Annotated in this window: 18 protein-coding genes and 1 pseudogene; 9 read left to right on the forward strand and 10 right to left on the reverse strand. The window is 64.8% G+C overall.

All coding sequences use genetic code 11. From position 1 onward, the window contains the following. Positions 1-118: 118 nt before the first annotated feature. Positions 119-739 (reverse strand): response regulator transcription factor, encoded by a 621-nt coding sequence (locus tag E4K64_RS22840; RefSeq protein ID WP_135165531.1) that lies wholly within the window; start codon positions 737-739, stop codon positions 119-121. Positions 740-944: 205 nt separating this feature from the next. Here E4K64_RS22840 and E4K64_RS22845 point away from each other — a divergent pair, with 205 nt between their 5' ends. Further along, positions 945-1,982 (forward strand): AraC family transcriptional regulator, encoded by a 1,038-nt coding sequence (locus E4K64_RS22845; protein WP_135165532.1) that lies wholly within the window; start codon positions 945-947, stop codon positions 1,980-1,982. 1 nt (position 1,983) lies between these two features. Here the strand turns inward: E4K64_RS22845 and E4K64_RS22850 are convergent, their stop codons facing one another. Continuing rightward, positions 1,984-3,195 carry an NnrS family protein gene (locus E4K64_RS22850; RefSeq protein WP_135165533.1) on the reverse strand — a complete coding sequence of 404 codons (1,212 nt, stop codon included), beginning with the start codon at positions 3,193-3,195 and terminating at the stop codon, positions 1,984-1,986. A 129-nt stretch (positions 3,196-3,324) separates the two neighbouring features. On the opposite strand from E4K64_RS22850, the gene E4K64_RS22855 reads away from it, so the two are divergent. Next, entirely contained in the window at positions 3,325-4,035 is a 711-nt protein-coding gene (locus E4K64_RS22855; RefSeq protein ID WP_135165534.1) for a Crp/Fnr family transcriptional regulator, read from the forward strand. Positions 4,036-4,145: 110 nt separating this feature from the next. Here E4K64_RS22855 and E4K64_RS22860 read toward each other — a convergent pair whose 3' ends face one another. Continuing rightward, entirely contained in the window at positions 4,146-4,343 is a 198-nt protein-coding gene (locus tag E4K64_RS22860) for a DUF1858 domain-containing protein (protein WP_126258824.1), read from the reverse strand. 192 nt (positions 4,344-4,535) lie between these two features. Continuing rightward, complete coding sequence (hemN, locus tag E4K64_RS22865) at positions 4,536-5,888, reverse strand: oxygen-independent coproporphyrinogen III oxidase (protein WP_135165535.1); 1,353 nt, start codon at positions 5,886-5,888, stop codon at positions 4,536-4,538. Between the two features lie 164 nt (positions 5,889-6,052). Here hemN and E4K64_RS22870 point away from each other — a divergent pair, with 164 nt between their 5' ends. From E4K64_RS22870 to E4K64_RS22880, 3 genes are all read left to right on the forward strand, one after another. Continuing rightward, positions 6,053-6,253, forward strand: coding sequence for a hypothetical protein (locus tag E4K64_RS22870; protein WP_135165536.1), 201 nt, complete (start codon positions 6,053-6,055; stop codon positions 6,251-6,253). 282 nt (positions 6,254-6,535) lie between these two features. Continuing rightward, a complete protein-coding gene (gene nirK, locus E4K64_RS22875) occupies positions 6,536-7,633 on the forward strand; it encodes a copper-containing nitrite reductase (protein ID WP_167772203.1) in 1,098 nt (365 codons plus the stop codon). A gap of 52 nt (positions 7,634-7,685) precedes the next feature. Further along, complete coding sequence (locus tag E4K64_RS22880; protein WP_135165538.1) at positions 7,686-8,564, forward strand: formylglycine-generating enzyme family protein; 879 nt, start codon at positions 7,686-7,688, stop codon at positions 8,562-8,564. Here E4K64_RS22880 and E4K64_RS22885 read toward each other — a convergent pair. Both E4K64_RS22885 and E4K64_RS22890 read right to left on the reverse strand, forming a co-directional pair. Continuing rightward, positions 8,550-9,104: a tautomerase family protein gene (locus tag E4K64_RS22885; protein ID WP_135165539.1), complete on the reverse strand. Its 555-nt coding sequence runs from the start codon at positions 9,102-9,104 to the stop codon at positions 8,550-8,552. The genes E4K64_RS22880 and E4K64_RS22885 overlap by 15 nt on opposite strands. A gap of 128 nt (positions 9,105-9,232) precedes the next feature. Next, positions 9,233-10,189, reverse strand: coding sequence for a GlxA family transcriptional regulator (locus tag E4K64_RS22890; RefSeq protein WP_235884751.1), 957 nt, complete (start codon positions 10,187-10,189; stop codon positions 9,233-9,235). A 134-nt stretch (positions 10,190-10,323) separates the two neighbouring features. Between E4K64_RS22890 and E4K64_RS22895 the strand changes: the two are divergent. The 3 genes and pseudogenes from E4K64_RS22895 to E4K64_RS22905 all read left to right on the forward strand — a co-directional run. After that, a pseudogene (locus tag E4K64_RS22895) lies at positions 10,324-10,908 on the forward strand (formylglycine-generating enzyme family protein); the annotation flags it as partial. 171 nt (positions 10,909-11,079) lie between these two features. Continuing rightward, positions 11,080-12,105 carry a Fe(3+) ABC transporter substrate-binding protein gene (locus E4K64_RS22900; protein WP_135165540.1) on the forward strand — a complete coding sequence of 342 codons (1,026 nt, stop codon included), beginning with the start codon at positions 11,080-11,082 and terminating at the stop codon, positions 12,103-12,105. 55 nt (positions 12,106-12,160) lie between these two features. Then, positions 12,161-13,807 (forward strand): ABC transporter permease, encoded by a 1,647-nt coding sequence (locus E4K64_RS22905; RefSeq protein WP_135165541.1) that lies wholly within the window; start codon positions 12,161-12,163, stop codon positions 13,805-13,807. A 129-nt stretch (positions 13,808-13,936) separates the two neighbouring features. Here E4K64_RS22905 and E4K64_RS22910 read toward each other — a convergent pair whose 3' ends face one another. Continuing rightward, positions 13,937-14,587 carry a 3-oxoacid CoA-transferase subunit B gene (locus tag E4K64_RS22910; protein ID WP_135165542.1) on the reverse strand — a complete coding sequence of 217 codons (651 nt, stop codon included), beginning with the start codon at positions 14,585-14,587 and terminating at the stop codon, positions 13,937-13,939. 15 nt (positions 14,588-14,602) lie between these two features. Next, entirely contained in the window at positions 14,603-15,310 is a 708-nt protein-coding gene (locus E4K64_RS22915; protein ID WP_135165543.1) for a CoA transferase subunit A, read from the reverse strand. A gap of 287 nt (positions 15,311-15,597) precedes the next feature. Between E4K64_RS22915 and E4K64_RS22920 the strand changes: the two genes are divergently transcribed. Continuing rightward, the gene (locus E4K64_RS22920; RefSeq protein WP_167772212.1) at positions 15,598-17,502 is read left to right on the forward strand and encodes an AsmA family protein; all 1,905 of its coding nucleotides are present in this window, start codon (positions 15,598-15,600) and stop codon (positions 17,500-17,502) included. Positions 17,503-17,588: 86 nt separating this feature from the next. On the opposite strand, the gene dctA is transcribed toward E4K64_RS22920, so the two are convergent. Then, entirely contained in the window at positions 17,589-18,974 is a 1,386-nt protein-coding gene (gene dctA / locus E4K64_RS22925; protein WP_135165544.1) for a C4-dicarboxylate transporter DctA, read from the reverse strand. Between the two features lie 54 nt (positions 18,975-19,028). Next, positions 19,029-20,102, reverse strand: coding sequence for a 4-oxalomesaconate tautomerase (locus E4K64_RS22930; protein WP_135165545.1), 1,074 nt, complete (start codon positions 20,100-20,102; stop codon positions 19,029-19,031). Positions 20,103-20,201 lie beyond the last annotated feature (99 nt).

Here is a 20,201-nt window from a genome sequence, read left to right on the forward strand (position 1 = left end):
AAGATGCCTTGCCAAGATGGTTGGACGCGGCAGGGAAGGAACCGGTTCGATTGGGGTTTCCGTTGGGCACCGTTGCGGCGGCACCAAGGCTGCGGAACGTATGGCGATCCGGCGGGTCTTAAGCCTGGGTCGGCGAGCCCTGGCCGAAGATGCGTCGGAGCAGATCGGTCACGTTCTTGGCCCCGGCCTTCTTCAAGATGCCGGCGCGGTAACCTTCGACCGTCCGCGCACTCAGATGCATGCGGCGGGCGATCTCCTTGTTGGTCAGGCCGGCGGCGAGGTGCTCGAGCACGTCGGCTTCGCGCGCTGTCAGCGGCTCGCAGCCGGGCAGCCAGCCCTGCCGGCTCGTGCGCGGCTGCGCGAATTCATCGATGGCGGCATCGATCCGGCCGACGATGTCATGGGTGCGGAACGGCTTTTCGATGAAGTCCGCCGCGCCGCTCTTGATGGCATCAACCGCCAAGGCGATGCTACCGTTCGCCGAGGTTACCAGCACCGGCGCCATGCAGTTTTCCTGGCGCAGCCGCCTGAGCATGTCGAGGCCGGAGCGATCGGACGGCAGCTCCATCAGTACGCAGGCCGGCATCCGCGCCTTTGCCTCGGACAACAGAGACGCACTGTCAGCGAAGCAGATCACGTCATAAGCGCTCTGTTGGAGCGCAGCTGAAAGTTGTTCGCGGGAGGCCGCGTCAGTCTCGATGACAAATACCTCACCCTTGGAAAGCGTGTTTCCCGGCATAATCCCGATCCAGCAATGTCTTGGTCAAATGGTCCGAGACGGAAAGCAGGCCCCATCGCCACGCCGCGCCGTCATGAGCACGGCATTCACGCCAGTGCCTCGGTTTCCCCTATGTATGTTCCGCCCGGTTCCTGGATTTGACGGAACGAGACAGAAACTTTACATTTCGGGACATCTGCGGGAATGGCTGGCAGGAACGGTTCGCATGACCGACCTCGTTCGCAGCGCAGGCTTGAGCTATTACCCGGAAATTGCCCGGTCGGTGGGGCTCGATCCCAGACAGATGATGCGCAAGGCCAGGCTGCCGCTGGCCTGTCTCGACAAGCCCGACACTCCCATTGCCGTCACCGGCCTGCGCCGTCTGCTCGAATTGTCGGCAACGGCGTCCGGCGCCGAAGATTTCGGTTTGCGTCTCGCCGAGCGCGGCGGCCTGACCAATTTCGGCGCGGTCGGCCTGATCGTGCGCGAGCAGGCGACCGTGGGCGAAGCGATCGAAGCGTTCTCGCGCTTCATCCATATCCATCATGACGGCATGCGGCTGGACGTGACGCGCGGCAGGCAGACCGTGACCGTCACGCTGCATCTGCGCGGCCGGCAGCCGAGCGCGCCGCGCCAGTCGATCGACATGGCGCTCGGCAGCGTCCACCGCATCATCCAATCGCTGTTCGGCCATGACTGGCGGCCGCAGGAAGTGCATCTGCATTATCCGCCACCGAAGGACCGCAAGCGCTACCGCGACTTCTTTGGCTGCCGCGTGACTTTCAACGCCGAGGACGATGCGATCCTGCTGTCGGCGCACGACATGGAGCGCCGGATCCCGGGCGCGCATCCCCTGATCGCGACATATCTGCGCAAGCGGATCGAGGCAATCGAGACCCGGCCGGCAAGTTGGGAAGGCAAGGTCGACGAGGTCGTGCGGACCCTGCTCGCTACCGGCGACTGCACCGTCGAGCGCGTCGCCGAGCATCTTGCCTGCACCCGCCGCACCATCCACCGCCATCTCGCCGCATCGGGCACCAGCTTCTCGGCAATCCTGGATGCGCAACGCGCCGATCTCGTCACTCAGCTGATCGACGACCCTGGACGGCCGCTGGGCGACATCGCGATGCAGCTTGGCTTCTCCGCGCAGAGTGCCATGGCACGCTGGTTCCGCGGCCGCTTCGGCTGCACCATCACCGACTGGCGCAAGGGCGTGAGGCCAACGGCACCGCCGGCCGATGCGCCCTCGGCGAGCGCCGCATGAGTCAGCGCGCCGGAGCCGGCACGCCCATGATGGCGAGGGCGCGCCGACGGCTGCCGGCAAGGAGCGGGCCGAACGCGACGGCAAATCCGAGGAACGCGACGAGCCAGCCGCAGGCGGCGATGTGCAACAACACATAGCTGTGCGCGGGAAACATCACGGCCGCGACCCGGGCCAGAGCCGCGATGATGACCGCGGCATAGATTCCCTGGATCGCCGGCGAAGCCGTCAACGCCTGTCCGGTATGGCCGAGGCTTGCGCGGGTCATCACCGCGAGCGTCATGGTTCCCGCCGCGCCGGTCATCCAGGCGTGGATGCCTGCACTCGCCGGCAGCGCTCCGAACACCGCAATGGCGTGCAGGATGAAGCCGAACGGCACGAACCCGTAACCGACATGCAGGATCACGAGCAGCCGCTCGCGGAAGGTGCGATCGCCGGCCCAGCGCGCAACCCGCACCAGATGCAGCCCGCCGGCAAGCGCCATCAGCACACCAGTGACGGCATTCAGCGGCACCACGACCCACGAGATGAGCGCGAGCGCGCTGCATCCGATCACTACGCCGTCGAAGCGCCCGAACGGGACCGGCAGACGGCCGGGATTGAACTTGACCAGCCAGTTGCGGGTGAAGCTCGGAATGATGCGGCCGCCGATCAGCGTGATCAGCAGCACGACCACACCGATACCGACGCGGATGCTGACATCGGCCGCGCCCTGGTAATGCGCCTCGAGATGGAAAGCGACGTTGCCGGCGAGCAGAACGGACACCAGCCCCACCACCGGCAGGTTACGCCAGTTGCCGCCTGCGATGATCTCCCGCGCCGCGGCGGCGACGACCAGCGCCAGGAAGGCGGCGTCGACGGCCAACGCGAACGCCCAGCCGGTATCGGCCGACAGCGTCACCGCGACCCGCCCGGCAAGCCAGACCATCACCAGCGCCCCGAGCGAGGTGCCCTGGATCGGCAGCCGGCCGGTCCAATTCGGAATGGCCGTGAACAGGAACCCGGTGATCACCGCCGGCAGGAAGCCGTAGAGCATTTCGTGGACGTGCCAGTCGCGCGGCGCGAATGCGGAACTCACCGACAATTCGCCATAGAACATCGGCAGCCAGGCCAGGATCGACAATCCCGCCTGGATCGCGGCGAGCAGGAAGAAAGGCCGAAAACTGTGCGCAAACAGCGGCCAGCCCTCATAGTTGCGGGATCGGGCGCCAGCCATAGGGTCAACTCCAATGAATTTCAGTCCGTTGCCTGGAAAAATACTGCCAACCGATCGTCGCGTTTTGCGCTATCGCAAACTATCGAACGATTGCAGGTGCCATCACACTCCCGACGCCAAGGAGGCAGAATGGCCAAGGTCGACACATCGCTGGTTGCGCATTTGCCGCTGTTTGCCGGGCTCACACCAGAAGCTCTGGACGAGATCCTGCGTGAGGCCCGTTCGGCGCGATATCCCAAGAACAGTGCCATCTTCGAGCAGGGCGCGGACGCGCAGTCCTTTTTCCTGCTGCTGCACGGTCACGTCCGCGCGGCCAAGACCACGCCGACCGGCGAGCAGATCGTGGTGCGCTACGTCGCGCCCGGCGAAACGTTCGGGCTTGCCATGGCGATCGGCGCCGCGCGATACCCGGCGACCGCGACCGCAGTCGACGACAGCGTGGTGCTGATCTGGCCGACCTCGGCCTGGCCGCGGCTGGTCGAGCGATTTCCCTCGCTTGCCGCCAACACGCTCCAGACCGTCGGCACGCGCCTCCAGGAGAGCCACACCCGCATCCTGGAAATGTCGACCCAGCAGGTCGAGCAGCGCGTCGCGCATGCGCTGCTGCGCCTCGCCAAGCAGTCCGGCAAGAAGCTCGACCACGGCATCGAGATCGACTTCCCGATCAGCCGCCAGGACATCGCGCAGATGACCGGCACCACGCTGCACACAGTCAGCCGCATCCTCAGCGGCTGGGAGAGCCAAGGCCTCGTCGAAAGCGGCCGTCAGCGCATCATCCTGCGCGATCCGCACGGGATCGTGGTGTTGGCGGAGCGGAGCGCAGACAGCGGGGCGGCGTGACGGCCGCACCAAGGCGCCTCCGTCCAAGATAGGGGTGGGGGCTTCCGCTTACGGCGAAAGCCGCCCCTCACCCGAGAATCCACGCGCGCCCGCGCGAATTCCAGACCGTTTCACGCCGGCACGCGATCGACCAGCGCGGCGAGGAATTTTTCGCGGTCGATGCCATGCTCGCGGCAGGCATCATCCACCGTGTGGAAGGTTGCGATCGGGCAACCGACACAGGCCATTCTGAAGGCCAGAAACACGCGGATGGTGTGCGGCGCCGTACGCATGATGTCATCGACCAGATCGTCGGATCCAAAGGACATGGACAACTCCGTTCGGAGATGACGATAACGGCGGGGGTGGTGCTTTCTTTGTTGGAGCGCAAGCAGTTGCCGGTTCCCTCAGCTCGTCATTCCGGGGCGCGCCGTTTGGCGCGAATCCGGAATCCATCGGGCGGCGGATGACGTACAGAAAAGAATTCCGGGCTCGCGCTGCGCGCGCCCCGGAATGACGAATTACACCGCCCGGCTGTGCAGCTGCTTTGCCGGGTTGAGATGCGCGTCGAACGCGGCGGCGACGCTGCGAACCAGGAAGCGCGAGTCTTTTGCGACTGCGAGGCGATTGCCCTCCAGCCTCACGACGCCATCGGAGATCAGCGGCCTCAAACGCGCCGCCGAGCGCAACATCGCCGTGGCCTCGGCGCCATGGCGGGCGCAGATGTCGCCGAGATCGGCGCTGAACTCGCACATGATGCGTTCGATGATGTCGGCGCGCAGCCGGTCGTCGTCGGTGAGCCGATAGCCCTTCGCGGTAGCGGGACGGCCGGCGGCGACGCTCTGCGCATAGGCGCCGATCTGCACCTCGTTCTGGACGTAACCCTGCGGCAAATGCCCGATCGCGCTGGCGCCGAAGCCGAGCAGGACCTCACCCTTGTCGGTGGTGTAGCCCTGAAAATTGCGCCGCAGCGTCCCCTCCTCGAACGCCACCGCCATGGCATCGCCCGGCCGGGCGAAATGATCGAGCCCGATCTGCACGTAACCGGCCTCCTTCAGCGCATTGGCGATCGCGCAAGCCTGGTCATGCCGCGCGAGGCCGTCTGGCAGCACGGCTTCGTTGAGCATGCGCTGGTGCTTCTTGAACTGCGGCACATGGGCGTAGCCGAACACGGAGAGGCGGTCGGGCGCGAGGGTGAGGCTGCGCCGAACCGTATCCAGGCACGATGCGACGGTCTGGTGCGGCAACCCGTAGATCAGGTCGAAATTGATTCCCGCGACGCCGGCGCGCCTGAGCATGTCGACCACGGAGGCCGTCTGCTCGAAGCTCTGCACGCGATTGATCGCCCGCTGCACCACGGGATCGAAGCTCTGCACGCCAAGGCTCGCCCGGTTGACGCCGGAGAGCCGCATCGCCTCGACCATGTCGGCGGTCAAGGTGCGGGGGTCGATCTCGACCGCGATCTCGGCCGAGGGCAGCACGAAGAACTTCTGGCGCATCGTCGCCATCAACTCGGCGAAAGCCTCCGGCGCCATGATCGTCGGCGTGCCGCCGCCGAAATGGATGTGCTCCACCTTGATGCGGCGGCCGATGGTCTCGGCGATCTGCGCGATCTCGCTGCGCAGCGTCCGTTGATAGCCGGCGATGAGCTCGTCGCGGCGGGCGATCTGGGTGTGACAGCCGCAATACCAGCACATCTCGCGGCAGAACGGCACGTGGAGATAGAGGGACGCGCTGGCGCCCGCGGGCAGCTCCGCCAGCCAACGGGCGTAGGTGTCCGGGCCGACCGCCGTCGAGAAATGGGGCGCGGTCGGGTAGCTCGTGTAGCGTGGCAATCGCTCCTCGCCGTAGCTCGCCGCAAGATCAGCTCTCATATCTTACCCATTCGTAAATTTCGGCCGTGTGCAGACATCACGGCAAATCACGGAATGAGTTCAATTAACCCGGATGCGCCGAAGGGACTTTGCGCTCGCGCAAAGCCCGGCGGCCGGTTCCCGGCCATGATCAGAACATTCGTGCGGCCATCCGGAGCGTTGCCATGAGGCTTCTCGCACTCGAACTGATCCTTTCCCTGCTCGACGTCCGCGGCCATATCCCGCGTTTCGACGACTTCCGCCCGACCCCGGTCGCACCGGCTCCGGCCGGCGCCGCGCGCGCCCTGGCCGCCGTCATCGCTGTCCTCGCCGTGCTGTCGCTGGCGATCTGGGCAGCGGTCTGGCTTGCCAAGCATCTGTTCTAGTCGCGTCTTCTCCAAGGCCGCAGGCGCCGAACGCGTCGGCAACGATCCGTGGCGCGTCAGAAATGTCGGCGCCGCCGTGCGGCCGCTGGTCACTCGGCCGCGACATCCGCATCACGCCATCGGATGCGGTTAACGTGGCGCGCCGATCCTGCTCCGTTGAGACAGCTAGGTGCTGTTGCGGAGCTGAATCCGGCAAAACCTTGTTGCAGCGCAAACACCATCCCCGAGATCGGAGCACACTGCATTCCGTCATCAAACCTTTTCAGATGAAGGATGCTTCCGATGTTCACCCGCAGAGCCGCATTGATCAGCGCCGCCGCGACCGCTTTGATGCTGGCGGCCCCGGCTTTCGCCGCCAGCGATCTCAAGCTGCCGCGTCAGAAGGTAGAGCTGGTCGCTCCGCCCTTCGTGCACGCGCACGAGCAGGCCACGACCCAGGGCCCCAAGATCGTCGAGTTCACGATGACGGTCGAGGAAAAGAAGGTCGTCATCGACGACAAGGGCACCACCTTCCAGGCAATGACGTTCAACGGCTCGATGCCGGGACCGCTCATGGTCGTACATGAGGGCGACTACGTCGAGCTGACGCTGGTCAATCCCGCGACCAACACCATGCCGCACAACATCGACTTCCATTCCGCGACCGGCGCGCTCGGCGGCGGCGAACTGACGCTGATCAACCCCGGCGAGCAGGTCGTGCTGCGCTGGAAGGCGACCAAGACCGGCGTGTTCGTCTATCACTGCGCACCGGGTGGTCCGATGATCCCCTGGCACGTCGTCTCCGGCATGAACGGCGCCGTGATGGTGCTGCCGCGCGACGGACTGAACGACGGCAAGGGTCACGCCCTGAAGTACGACAAGATCTTCTATATCGGCGAGCAGGACATGTACGTGCCGCGCGACGAGAAGGGCAATTTCAAATCCTACGACTCGCCGGGCGAAGCCTTCACCGAGACCGAAGAGGTGATGAAGAAGCTGATCCCTTCCCATGTCGTGTTCAACGGCAAGGTCGGCGCGCTCACCGGCAAGAATGCGCTCACCGCCAAGGTTGGAGACAACGTCCTGATCGTGCATTCGCAGGCCAATCGCGACAGCCGTCCGCATCTGATCGGCGGCCATGGCGACTATGTCTGGGAGACCGGCAAGTTCGGCAATGCACCTGAAGTCGGGCTCGAGACCTGGTTCATCCGCGGCGGCTCGGCGGGAGCTGCGCTGTACAAGTTCCAACAGCCCGGCATCTACGCCTACGTCACGCACAATCTGATCGAAGCCGCAGACCTTGGCGCCACCGCGCACTTCAAGGTCGAAGGCAAGTGGAACGACGATCTGATGACCCAGGTGAAGGCACCTGCCGAAATACCGGCTCCCAAGACCAACTAAACGCGACAAGGGGCCGGTTATCACCGGCCCCTTCTTTCTTCGAGGAATGACCATGCTGATCGCATTCAAGCTCAAACTGGCACTCGCCTGCGCCGCCGGGCTCGCAGGGCCGATCGCGATGGCACCGCTGGTTTCGACCATGGCAGTCCGCGGCACGGCGAGGGAGCCTGCGATCGCCAGGGTCGCGCCGGGCAGCCTGTCCTATCGCGAGGCCGGCGATTTCACACGCGGCGGGCAGCAGGCGGAAGCGCCGCTGCGCGCGATGCGCGTCGACCGGCCGCTGCACATCATGCGAAACCAGGTCTCGTCATCCGACTATCAGCTTTGCGTGCAGGACGGCGCCTGCCGCGCCCTCGATCGCGACGTGGCCGTCGCTCCCGATCGCCCTGCGGTGCAGGTGAACTGGCACGACGCCGAGGCCTATGCGGGCTGGCTGTCGCGCAAGACGGGCCACCACTACCGGCTTCCGAGCGATGAGGAATGGGCTTTTGCCGCCGGCTCCAGATTCAAGGACGACGGTCTTGCGGTCGATGCGAACGATCCTTCCAAGCGCTGGATCAGCCGCTATGAGCGCGAATCCGAACGCGACCTCTCCGACACCAAGACCTATCCGTTCGGCAAGTTCGGCCCGAACGAACACGGCATCGAAGATCTTGCCGGCAATGTCTGGGAGTGGACGTCGACCTGCTTCGTGCGCTCGCGCGTCGACGCTTCAGGCAATGCCGGCCGCCCGACCGTGAACTGCGGCGTGCGCGTCGCCGAGGGTGCGCACCGCGCCTATGTCACCGATTTCATCCGCGACGCCCGCGCTGGCGGCTGCGCCCAGGGCGTGCCGCCCGCCAATCTCGGCTTCCGCCTGGTGCGCGAGGAGACGTCGTGGGTGGCGAGCGTATCGGGACGTCTCAGCAAGAGCTGGTCATCCAGGTCGTGACGAGCGCTGGTCGGCTGACTGCGCGCTACGTGTGGCGTCGAGCACGCCCTCCAGCAGCGCCATGGCCTTGCTGTGGCGTCGCCGTGCCAGGCGCTCCTCGCCCACGTTGCGTTCCTGCTGACCGGCGATGAAAGCGTGGATGTCGGCCATCCTGTGAATGCCGCCGCGGCTGCCCCATGTGCCATCTTCGACCTCGGTGGGAAACACCCAGACGCGTGGTGCCACGTCGTCGAAGCTGCCTCCTTCCGCACGAGCTACCGCCTCGGTGACGTCCCTCACGAGCGCCTTGCGCGAGGCATCGGTATACTGGCCTTCGGGAACGGAAGGCACGATCCGGTAGCGCGGCCTCTCGGACGGCGCGCCTGCGACGAAGATTGCGGCCGGCCTGTGCAGGAAGACGACCGTAACACTTTGCGCCACCCGGCTTGCCGGGTCGAACCCTTCGTGTCCGATCAGAATGTCGCCGAGCTCCTTCACCAGGCGAGCTTCGGCCTCGGCCTTCAAGGCCCCTTCTGGAATTGTCAGATCGATCATCGGCATGGTTGAGCCTCCTTGCACTCATCCCGCGGCGCCCGCTGGTTGCGACGCGCATGAGCCGTTCTAGGACGCGATGCCCGGCCGGCGGCAGTGGCGATATCGCCATTTTCGAAGGTATTTCGGACACGCCCTCAGGCGGCAACGGCGACGCGGTGCCGATGACGGCGTGAAAAGCGCCGCTGGTAGTCTCGCGGCGACAGACCGGTCTCGCGCTTGAACAGGCGCCGGAATGTGGAAAGATCGCCGTAGCCGACGCGCTGGCTCACGGCATCCATCGTCAAATCTTTGGTTTCAAGCAGCCGCTTGGCAACGTCGATCCGCAGGCTCTGCAGATAGTGCAGCGGCGTCTTGCCCATGGCTCGCTTGAAACGCCGATTGAGGGTTCGCTCGCTGACCGCCAACTGACGCGCGAGTTCGCCAAGACTGAAGCCGCGCTGGAGCGATCTTTCCATCCACCGCTGTGCGCGCAACACCAGCGCATCGGAATGGTGATTCTCTGACATGCTCGCGTAGGAGGACTGCGCCACCCGGTTGCCGTCGATCAGCATCAGCTTGCCGGTTTCCGCGGCGACCTCCGCGCCGACGAGCTTCTGGACGATGCGCAGCGCGAGATTGAGAGCGCTCGTCACCGCGCCGCTGCAGATGATGTCGTCCTGCTCGGTGATGATGTCGTTGATGCGTAGGTCGACATTGGGGTAGCGCTGCGCGAACGTCTTGCCTCTCGCCCAATGCGTCGTCGCGACGGAGCCGTCGAGCAGGCCAGCCTCGGCCAGCAGGAAACTCCCCGTACAATAGGATGCCAGCAGCACGCCGCGCTGATGCTGCCGGCGCAAGGCCTCGATCAGCGGTGTGACCAGCTCCTTCCGGTTCAGGAATCCTTCCACGTCGGGGACGAACGGGCCCGGCACGACGACGGCGTCAGCCGGCGAACGTGTGCTGATCGGTCCATCAACATCGATGCGTTGGCCCGACGCGGTCCGAACCTCCCGGCCGTCGATCGACTCAATGCGCCATCGCAATGGCGCCGGCTTCCCCGATGTCCGGCGTCCGCCCGCGATGCAGTTTGCCGCCGTGAAGACGTCGATCATTCCGGCAACGCTCGAGGCGAGGATTCCTTCATAAACCCAGATCTTGATCAGTGGCATCGCCATGTCCGATTTTGCCCTCGACGAGGCAATACTGCCACCGCCCAGTCGACGCCGGCAAGCCGTCATGGTTCGGCCGTTCAGGCGGGCGCGACGTGGCGGTCGCCCCCGATCGCCCTGCGGTGCAGGTGAACTGGCACGACGCCTAGGCCTATGCGGGCTGGCTGTCGCGCAAGACGGGCCACCATTACCGGCTGCCGAGCGATGAGGAATGGGCCTTTGCCGCCGGCTCCAGATTCAAGGACGACGGTCTTGCGGTCGATGCGAACGATCCTTCCAAGCGCTGGATCAGGCGCTATGAGCGCGAATCCGAGCGTGACCTCGCCGACACCAAGACCTATCCGTTCGGCAAGTTCGGCCCGAACGAACACGGCATCGAAGATCTTGGCGGCAATGTCTGGGAGTGGACGTCGACCTGCTTCGTGCGCTCGCGCGTCGACGCTTCAGGCAATGCCGGCCGCCCGACCGTGAACTGCGGCGTGCGCGTCGCCGAGGGTGCGCACCGCGCCTATGTCACCGATTTCATCCGCGACGCCCGCGCCGGCGGCTGCGCCTAGGGCGTGCCCCCCGCCAATCTCGGCTTCCGCCTGGTGCGCGAGGAGACGTCGTGGGTGGCGAGCGTATCGGCGCGCTGGAGCAAGGTGTGGGCGGCAAGATCATAATCATAGCGGCGCGCATACGTTTTCCCGTCAACGTCTCGTCGATTAGAATCGATCTAATAATAGATATTGGAATCGCTCTAAGTCGTGCTTCTCGCGACATCGGGTCGCTGACGTTGTCGCATCGCCTGCGCTACTCAATCTGGCGTCAATCGCCCGCCTGGAGCAGCCCTTATGATCGATCTTCGCGTCCTCGCCGCCTCCGCGGCGGTATTGAGCCTGACCTTATCCTTCGCGTCGAAAGCAGCCGCCAATGGCGAAGTCAACGTCTATACCTATCGCGAGACCAAGCTGATCCAACCGCTGTTCGACGCATTCAGCAAGGATACGGGCGTCAAGGTCAATGTCGTCTCCGCGAGCTCAGGTCTGGAGCAGCGCATGAAGGCGGAAGGCGCCAACGGTCCGGCCGACGTGCTGCTGACGGTGGACATCGGCCGCATCGACGAGGCCGTGCAGGCGGGCGTCACCCAGCCGATCAAGTCGGAGCTGGTCGACAAGGTCGTGCCGGCGCAGTATCGCGATCCGGACGGACACTGGGCCGGCATCTCCATGCGCGCGCGCGTGATCTATGCCTCGAAGGATCGCGTCAAGCAGGACAAGATTACCTATGAGGAGCTCGCCGATCCCAAGTGGAAGGGCAAGATCTGCATTCGCTCGGGCCAGCACATCTACAACAACGCCCTGTTCGCGGCCTACACGGCCAAGCACGGCGAAGCCAAGGCCGAGGAATGGCTGCGCGGCGTGAAGGCCAATCTCGCGCAGAAGCCGTCGGGCGGCGATCGTGAAGCCGCGCGTGACGTTGCCGCCGGCAAGTGCGATATTGGCATCGGCAACACCTATTACTGGGCGCTGATGATGAACAACGATCCCGAGAAGAAGCCGTGGGCGGAGGCGACCCGCGTCATCCTGCCGACCTTCGAGGGCGGCGGCACCCACGTCAACCTCTCCGGCGTGCTGCTCGCCAAGCACGCGCCCAACAAGGCCAACGGCATCAAGCTGATCGAGTGGCTCGTTAGCGAGCAGGCGCAGCAGATGTATGCCGACCAGAACTACGAATATCCGGTTCGGAGCGGCGTCCCCATCAACTCTACCATCGCGGGCTACGGCAATCTCGGCCCAGATCCGCTGCCGATCGCAAAGATCGCTGCCAACCGCAAGGCTGCGGCCTCGCTGGTGGACAAGGTCGGCTTTGACAACTGATCTCTGGCGGCCCTCGTCTCTCAAACTGGCAGAAGCTTCGGGCGCACGGCCTCGTTTGAGAGGCCGCGCCCACGCCGGGCGCGCCGCGACCGCAATCGCGATCGCAACCGCGATCCTGGTCGCGGCGCCCGTGATCTCGATCGTTTCGCTGGCTTTGCAGCCGGCGCCCGATGTGTGGCACGACCTGATCAACTACGTGCTGCCTGCTGCCCTCCTGGACACCGCCCTCCTGCTTGTCGGGGTCGGCGCGCTCACACTTCTGATCGGCGCCGGCACTGCATGGGTGATATCGCGCCACGATTTTCCCGGCCGGGGCATGCTGCTGTGGCTGATGCCGCTGCCGCTGGCGATTCCCACCTATCTTGCGGCTTACGTCTATGCCGACCTGTTCGAACCGCTCGGCCTGGTGCATCGCACCCTGGCGATCTGGCTGCCGCTGCACGACGCCCTCGGCCATCTGCCCAACCTGCGCTCGCTGCCGGGCGCCATCTTCGTGATCGGGCTCGTGCTCTATCCTTACGTCTATCTGTCGGCGCGTGCGACGTTTCAGGTTCAGTCTGCCGAATTCGCCGAGGCGGCTACGACGCTGGGGGCCGGCCGATGGACCGTTTTCTGGCGGGTTTCACTGCCGATGGCGCGGCCGGCGCTCGCGGTCGGCGTGGCGCTGGTCGCGCTGGAAACGCTCAACGACATCGGCGCCAGCGAGTATCTCGGCATCCGCACGCTGACGGTCTCGATCTTCACCACCTGGCTCAACCGCGGCAGCCTCGCCGGTGCGGCGCAACTCGCATGCCTGATGCTTGCGATCGTCGCCGGCCTGATCGCGATGGAGCGTTACGGCCGTCGCAACGCCAACGCCGAATTCTCGGCCGAAAGCCCGCATGTGAGGCAGCGAACCCCGCTTTCGGGCGCAAGAGCGTGGATCGCGTTTGCGGTCTGCGCGCTGCCGGTGCTGATCGGCTTCGTCGTGCCGCTGTTCTATCTGGCGCATCAGGCTCTCGGTCGCGGACTGCTTGCAAATTTCGACCCGCTCCTGTGGCGCCACACCTTCCATTCGTTTGCCTATGCAGCGCTCGCGACGCTCGTGGCGCTGATGCTTGCGCTCGCCACGACGATCGCGCACCGCTTTCGGCCGGATCCTCTGCGATATGTGGCGATGAGCATCGCGCAGACCGGCTACGCGCTGCCGGGTCTCGTGATTGCCCTCGGTCTGCTGACCCCCGTACTGGCGGTCGACAACGCGCTGAGTGCGGTCGCTGCCTGGACGGGACGTTCGCTGCCCGGGCTGATCCTGGTCGGCTCGGGGACGGCCGTCGTCATCGCCTACACGATTCGTTTTCTGGCCGTGCCGGTCGGCATGATCAAGGCCGGGTTCGACAGCATTCCGCGCGACTATGACGAGAGCGCGCGCTCGGTCGGCGCGGGCCAGGCGATCATGTTGAGCCAGATCTATCTGCCGTTGCTCCGGCCCGCGATGCTTGGCGCCGTCATCATCATGTTCGTCGACTGCCTGAAGGAGCTGCCGGCAACGCTGCTCTTGCGGCCCCTCAACGTCGAAACGCTGTCGACGTCGATCTACCAGTTCGCAAGCCGCGGCAATTTCGAGGACGGCGCGCTTGCGGCCCTCCTGATCATCGCCGCCAGCATCGGTCCGGTGGTCTGGTTGACCCGGTTCTCCGAGGTGCCGAGCGGCCCCGCTTGAAGGCATGGGCACATCGTCCGAGCAGCCGTGGTGCTTCGACCATTAAGTTGTCGTCGCCCGACCTGATCGCTGAACCAAAATCGTAAGGACGCGCAGCCCTATTGTGATGCGCGCCCCAGCGTTTCTCGCTTACGTGTTCGTCAGCGCCACGCGGAATTCCGCTTCGGTCTTGGCCTTGACCTCGTCGAGCGAGACGCCCTCGGCGAGTTCGATCAGCGCCATGCCGCCATTGCCGTGCTTGTCGATGGTGAAGACGGCGAGATCCGTGACGACCATGTCGACCACGCGCTCGCCGGTCAGCGGCAAATTGCACTTCTTCAGCAGCTTCGGGCCGTCCTTGGCCGAATGCTCCATCACCACGACGACGCGCTTGACGCCGGCGACGAGGTCCATTGCGCCGCCCATTCCCTTGACCATCTTGCCGGGGATCATCCAGTTGGCGAGATCGCCGTTCTGGGCCACCTGCATGGCGCCGAGGATCGACAGGTCCATGTGGCCGCCGCGGATCATGCCGAAGGAATCCGCGCTCGAGAAATACGAGGTCGACGGCAGCTCGCTCACCGTCTGCTTGCCGGCATTGATGAGATCGGCATCCACCTCGTCCTCATAGGGAAACGGTCCCATGCCGAGCATGCCGTTCTCGCTCTGCAGGCTGACGTCGACGCCATCCGGAATGTAGTTCGAGACCAGCGTCGGGATGCCGATGCCGAGATTGACGTAATAGCCGTCGCGCAATTCCTTCGCGGCGCGCGCGGCCATCTGTTCACGGGTCCAGGCCATCTGATTCTCCTGATCTCAAGCTGCCGGGCGCGGGCGGGTGTTGCGGAATTCGATGCGCTTCTTGGCCGTGCCGACCTCGACGATGCGCTTCACGAAGATGCCGGGCGTGTGGATGTGGTCGGGATTGAGTTCACCGGCCGGAACCAGATGCTCGACCTCGGCCACCGTGATCTTGGCGGCGGTCGCCATCATCGGGTTAAAGTTGCGCGCGGTCTTGCGGTAGATGAGGTTGCCGGCGGTGTCGCCCTTCCAGGCATGCACGATGGCGAGGTCGGCGAACAGGCCGCGTTCCATCAGATATTTCTCGCCGTCGAACTCCTTCACTTCCTTGCCTTCGGCGATCAGCGTGCCGACGCCGGTCTTGGTGTAGAAGGCCGGAATGCCGGCGCCGCCGGCACGGATGCGCTCGGCGAGCGTGCCTTGCGGATTGAATTCGAGTTCCAGCTCGCCGGCGAGGAATTGCTGGGCGAACAGCTTGTTCTCGCCGACATAGGACGAGATCATCTTCTTGATCTGGCGCGTTTCCAGCAGGCGGCTCAGCCCGATGCCGTCGACGCCGGCATTGTTGGAGACCACCGTCAGGCCCTTGACGCCGGACTCGCGGATCGCATCCGACAGCTCCTCGGCGATGCCACAGAGGCCGAAACCTCCCGACATGATCATCATGTTGTCTTTTAAGATGCCGTCGAGAGCCGACTTGGCGTCGGGATAGACCTTGTTCATACAAATTACCTTCGACTGAACCTTCGGTTTGGAGGCGACGCGCCGTATTGGCGGCGATTATTAGGCGAAATCCTCCAAAGCCGTCAATGATACGGGGTTCTCCGCACCGCGTCCGGGTGATAGAAGCTGCCCACGCCGTGGGCAGAACCGTCCACGGCCTTGAAAGCGACAAGAAAACCCATCAAGTTGCGGGACTTAACATAATAGGGCTTGGGCGTGGCCGCGCAGGTTTCCCGACCCGCCCTTCCGGCTCCAACGACCAACCCGATCAGGACACGCCATTGACCATGGCCCAAGGAATGAAGCGCCTCGGGACGCCGATCGCGGCGCTGCTCGGCGTGGCGCTGATCGCCCTGATCGCGACCTCCTGGCTCATCAACCGCGACGCGCTGCGCAAGGCGGTCGAAGCGCAGATCCGCGACGTCACCGGGCTCGAGCTCAACGTCGCGGGCAGCATCGACATCTCCGTGCTGCCGGCGAGCTACATCTCCTTCCACGACGTCGGCCTCAAGGGCGGCGGCACCAGCGATTCCGCGCTCCATGTCGACGTGCTCACCGCCAATCTGCGGCTGCTGCCGCTCCTGCTGCGGCGGTTCGAGATTGCCGACCTGACGCTGCTGCGGCCGCGCATCCATGTCAGCCTGAAGCCGGACGGTGAGAGCAACTGGACGCCCTTCATCCAGACCATCGCGCGCACCATGAAGCCCGGGGCCGAGAATCAGGTCTCGTTCTCCGAAATCCGGATCCAGGATGGCGTGCTCGCCTACGCGGACGCAGCCACCCACGCCACCGAGCAGCTCCGCGACATCGACCTGTCGCTGGCCTGGCCCTCGATCTCGCGCTCCTTCGCCGCGACGGGACAGTTCGACTGGCGCGGCGAGCGCGTCGACGGCTCGATCAGCTTTTCCGATTTCGTCGCCGCCCTCTCCGGCGAGCGATCGGGTCTGAAGGCGCGGATCGCCAGCGCGCCGCTCAAGCTCGCCTTCGACGGCAGCGTCGCCAACCGCACCAGCCCGATGATGGAGGGTACGCTGACGATCGACAGCCCCTCCTTGCGCAACGCGTTGCGCTGGACCGGGCAGCCGCAGCCCGCCAGCGGCGGCTTCGGCCGCTTCGCGCTGAAGGCGCGCGCCAACGTCGTCGGCGCCTCGATCGCGCTCACCAACGTCAATGTCGAGCTCGACGGCAACGCCGCCGAGGGCGTCATGACCTACGCCAATAACGGCCGGCAGACGTTGCAGGCGACGCTTGCCGCCGACGCGCTCGACTTCACGCCCTATATCTCCACCTTCCGCCTGCTGGCGAGCGGGGCGCGCGACTGGAACAGGCAGCTGTTCGATCTCCAGGGATTGTCGACCACCGACCTCGACATGCGCCTGTCGGCGGCAAGGCTGACGGTCGGGCCGACCAGGCTCGGCCGCACCGCGATCGGCGCCAATTTGCGCAACGGCACGCTGGCGCTCTCGGTCGGCGAGGCGCAGGTCTATGGCGGGATCGCCAAGGGCTCGTTCGGCATCGCGCGCTCCGACACCGTCGCCGACATCAAGGCGCAATTCCAGTTCACCGACGTCGACCTCCAGGCCTGCGCCACCGAATTGTTCGGCCTCAACAAGCTGTCCGGTCGCGGCAACATCAACGTGTCGCTGTTCGCCTCTGGCTCGAGCCCGTTCGGCCTCGTGCAGTCACTCGACGGCAGCGCCACCATCACCGGGCATGACGGCGCGATCTCGGGCTTCAACGCCGAGCAGCTCCTGAAGCGCCTGGAGCGGCGTCCGCTGTCGGGCGGCGGCAATTTCCGCAACGGTTCGACGCCGTATAACAACCTCACCATCGCGGTGAAATTCTCCGACGGGATCGCCACCGCCGAGGACATCCGAATCGAAGGGCCGGCGGCGAAGATCACGCTGACCGGCACCGCCTCGGTGCCGACGCGCGAATACGACATGAAGGGCGTGGCGAGCCTCAATACGGCGTCCGGCTTTCAACTGCCCTTCATGGTGCAGGGCCCCTGGGACGATCCGCTGATCTTCCCCGACCCCGAAAGCCTGATCCGGCAGTCGCCCGCGGCGTCGCCCTTCCTCGATCTCCTGAAGCAGCGCATCACCGGGGGCGGGAAGCGCCCCGCGCAGGACGGATCGCCGACGGCGGACAATGCCAAGGAAGGCGTCAGGGAAAACGCCAAGTCGAACTAGCGTGATCGCGGTCGCTTTGTTGGGTTGCCGCCACAGGTTCGCGTTCGAAACCAATACCTGCGGCCGATTTCATCGGAAGATGGCCATCACGCGGCCGATTGCGTCGTTGAAACCCAGCTGTTGTCATCCCGCATCACTGTCGCCCCGGCGATCTTTGTCCCAACCGGAAGCTCGACACGGCCATTCTGTCCTAGTTCACGGGCCAACACCTCTCGGTCACAGGCGTTCTCCCACAGCGAAATGGTGATGGACGCGACACAATTGCTGATCATGCTGGTCAGCGCCCGCGCCTCCGACATGAAGCGGTCGATGCCGACGAGCAGCGCCACGCCGGTCACGGGCAGATCCGGCATCACCGAAAGCGTCGCGACAAGCGCGACGAAGCCGCTGCCGGTGACGCCGGCCGCCCCTTTGGAGGTCAGCAGCATCAGTCCGAGCATTGCCGCGATCTGCCCCCACGACAGATGGATGTCGCAGGCCTGAGCGATGAACATGGACGCCAGGGTGAGATAGATCGCGCTGCCGTCCAGATTGAACGAATAGCCCATCGGCAGCACGAGGCCCGATACTCCCTTGCGGCATCCGAGCTGTTCCAGCTTGCGTAGCGCGCCAGGCAGCGCCGGCTCCGACGACGACGTGCCGAGCACGATCAGCAATTCTTCCTTGAAGTAGCGGATGGTCTTCCACAGGCTGAAGCCGTTCAGCCGCGCCAGCGTACCAAGCACGACGACCACGAACACGGAGCAGGCGATATAGAACGTCAGGATCAGCAGTCCGAGCGAGCCGATCGAACGGATGCCATAGCGGCCTACCGTGAACGCCATGGCGCCAAAGGCGCCGAGCGGAGCCAGCTTCATGATGAGACCGAACGACATAAACAGTACGTGAGAGAACGAGGCGACCGCCTTCGTCACCACGGCGCCCCCATCGCCGGCACGGCTGAGGCCAAAAGCGATCAGGATGGAGATCAACAGGACCGGCAGCACTTCACCGTCGGCGAACGCTCCAAAGAACGAATGCGGAATGATGTGCAGCACGAAGTCCGTAAATCCACTCGCACCGGCCTGCTTGGTGAATTTCGCAGCCACCGACGGATCCAGCGTGCTGACGGCGACATGCATGCCGGCGCCCGGCTGAATCAATGACACCGCGATCAACCCGGCCAACAGTGCGAGCACCGTCAACAGATAGAACAGCGCCATGGATTTCACCAAGGTGCGGCCGACCTCGCGGGAATCGCTGATGCTGGTGATGCCGCTGACGATGGTGCAGAACACGATCGGCGCGATCATCATCTTGATTAGCTTGACGAAGCCGTCCCCGAACGGCTTCAGCGCGGCGCCGAATTCGGGCCAGAAATGGCCCGTGAGGACACCCAGCACGAGGCCGATCAGCACCTGGACGTAGAGAATCCGGTAGAATGGCTTCCGAGCCTCGATGATCGAGTGCCCAACCAGCGCTTCCTTCTGCATTCTCTTTTCTCCCATGGCTTTGATATTTTTGTGATGGCTTCGCAGGCGCGGGCGTCAGGCCGCCAGCACCGACTGAGGCACGTGTGACCGGCGGGCGAAGACGTGGCCCTCGAAGATTCGCCGGGCTGTCCGCAGCACCCGCGCAACCGGGCCGGGCTCAAGCCTGACCACGAGTTGGCCGGAGGGATGGGCGAGCGCGATCGGCACCGGCGGCGCCAGCGGTCCGACCATCTCTGCAGCGACCGTTCCTGATGTGACGCACGCCGTGGCGATCGCGACAGCGCCGGTGACCGCCAGCGCGCTATGGCAGTCGTGCGGCATGAAGTACCTGACGTTCAACGTCGCCGCGCTTGCGGGCGCAATCAGAACCGGTTTCGGGATCACCATGTTCGCGGGATTGGGAAAGCCCATCCGACGTCCCGCTTCGATCCGCAAGTCTTCGAGACGCGCGCGGAAACCGCTGTCGGCAAAGTCGGAGGGCGCCTCGCGGCCGCTCCATCCCAGATCAGCCGCGCGGACCAGCATGACCGGCATCGCCGCATCGAGGCAGGTCACATCTATTCCCCTGATGCGGTCGACCGCTCGTCCCGTCGGCAGCAGACGGCCGGTGCGTGCGCCGGCCGCGTTGGGGAACGACAGTTCGATGGGCGCGGCCGTTCCCGGTACGCCGTCGATCCGCGCCTCGCCCTCGTAAGTCACCTGCCCTCCAGGTGTGGCAATTGTCGCGTCGATCAGCTTGCCGGTGTTGACATTGTGGATGCGCACATGGGTGCGATCTGCGGTGGCGGCGACCAGACCGGCTTCGATTGCGAACGGCCCCACCGCCGCAAGCATATTTCCGCAGTTCGGCGAAGTGTCGACGATGCCTTCACGAACTCGCACCTGGGCAAATAGGTAATCGACATCAGCACCGGGCACCGTGGCCGGCCCGACGATCGCAACCTTGTTGATGACGGCATTGCCGCCGCCGATCCCGTCGATTCCAAGATCGTGTCCGCTTCCCATCACGGACAAAAGAACCGCGTCGCGAGATCTTGCGTCGGCCGGAAGATCGCTGGCCAGGAAGAACGGTCCGCGCGAGGTGCCGCCGCGCATGACCACACAAGGAATGGCAATCTGATCGTTCATGGAGCTCTTCCGTCCGGCGACATTTTCGCGCGGGTCAGAACATCGCTCGGCGGAACTCTTTTGTTAAATGCAAAGATCCGAGGTATTATTTCGTATATC

Source organism: Bradyrhizobium frederickii (assembly GCF_004570865.1).
GTDB lineage: Bacteria > Pseudomonadota > Alphaproteobacteria > Rhizobiales > Xanthobacteraceae > Bradyrhizobium > Bradyrhizobium frederickii.